2 protein-coding genes and 1 tRNA gene are annotated in these 1,185 nt (G+C 71.3%); 2 read left to right on the top strand and 1 reads right to left on the bottom strand.

All coding sequences use genetic code 11. From position 1 onward, the window contains the following. A partial coding sequence (locus tag GUY61_RS38475; protein ID WP_208106994.1) for a primase alpha helix C-terminal domain-containing protein occupies nt 1-278 on the top strand: 278 nt, incomplete at its 5' end. 62 nt (nt 279-340) lie between these two features. Further along, nucleotides 341-718 carry a nuclear transport factor 2 family protein gene (locus tag GUY61_RS38470; RefSeq protein WP_166634915.1) on the top strand — a complete coding sequence of 126 codons (378 nt, stop codon included), beginning with the start codon at nt 341-343 and terminating at the stop codon, nt 716-718. A 291-nt stretch (nt 719-1,009) separates the two neighbouring features. Here the strand turns inward: GUY61_RS38470 and GUY61_RS38465 are convergent. Continuing rightward, a tRNA-Ser gene (locus tag GUY61_RS38465) sits at nt 1,010-1,097 on the bottom strand. Nucleotides 1,098-1,185: the final 88 nt, after the last annotated feature.

Raw genomic sequence — 1,185 nt, 5'->3', positions numbered from 1 at the left:
CCCTCCTCCGCCTGATCGCACCACCCCCGCCGCACCGCCACGCCTCCGGCGTCGCGCCCCCCGACGGCCGCGGCGACGGCCTCGTCCACTTCGTGCTCGCCGCCCACGAGGGCCAGCGCAACACCCGCCTGTTCTGGGCCGCCTGCCGTGCCTGCGAGAACGGCCTCGCCGACGCCCTCACCGAACCCCTCGTCCAGGCCGCCGTCCGCACCGGCCTCCCGGAACGCGAGGCCCGCGCCACCATCGCCTCCGCCGCCCGCATGACCTCCCTGCGCTGACCGCCGGCGCCCTTGCGACCGGCCACCGTCGGCCGACGCCCGCGCTCTGGTAGGACAGTCACATGCGGGAACACACGGCTCAGGGAGCCATCGACATCTTCCTCTCGGCGTTCAACGCCTCCACCGACGCCTACGTGACGGACCTGATCAGCCAGGCCCTCACCCCGGACGTCGTCTTCTGGGGGCCTCTGGGACGCAGTGAAGGGGTGGAGGCCGTCGAGCGATTCGTCATGGAGATGAGACGCCACCCGGCCGGTCCCGGCACCATGGTCCGCACCTCCGTCGTGGACGCTCCCGGAGAATGGGCCCGCTACCAGTGGGTCTACAGCACATACGACGACGGCCCCCGGCTGACGGGCACGGACGTTGTGCACCTGCGCAACAACCTCATCGACCAGATGATCGTCTTCGCCGGCGACGTCTCGCCCCGATCCTCCTGACTCCCCGGGACGCCCACTTCCCGTACGCCTCCCGCCACAGCGGGGTTGCCGGAACCCCTGGCGTCGATGACGCCGGCACGGGCCCGGCGGCGCACATCGGCAGGCCCGACGATCGAGGTGAGCCGGATCCGCCCGGGGGACGTATCACGGATGGCGCCCGCCCAATGCCGTCTGAGCATCGTGCCCCTCCATGTCCGACAAGGCAGCGGCCGGCGCGGAGCAAGAGTCTCGGCCGGGCGGCAATCACGGCACAGCCCCTGACCATGTTCGCTGGTCAGGGGCCGTTTCGTCTGGCGGTGGGTGTGGGATTTGAACCCACGGTGACTCGCGCCACGACGGTTTTCAAGACCGTTCCCTTAGGCCGCTCGGGCAACCCACCTCCGCTGCCGCCCACCTGGGACGGAGCGGGTACAGCGTACCGGCCCCGAGTGTTTCGCGGGGGCCGTGGTCCACACGGGGTCCACTGG

The organism is Streptomyces sp. GC420 (assembly GCF_009916105.1).
In the GTDB taxonomy this organism is placed as follows: domain Bacteria; phylum Actinomycetota; class Actinomycetes; order Streptomycetales; family Streptomycetaceae; genus Streptomyces.
This window is presented reverse-complemented; position numbering and strand designations above follow the sequence as displayed.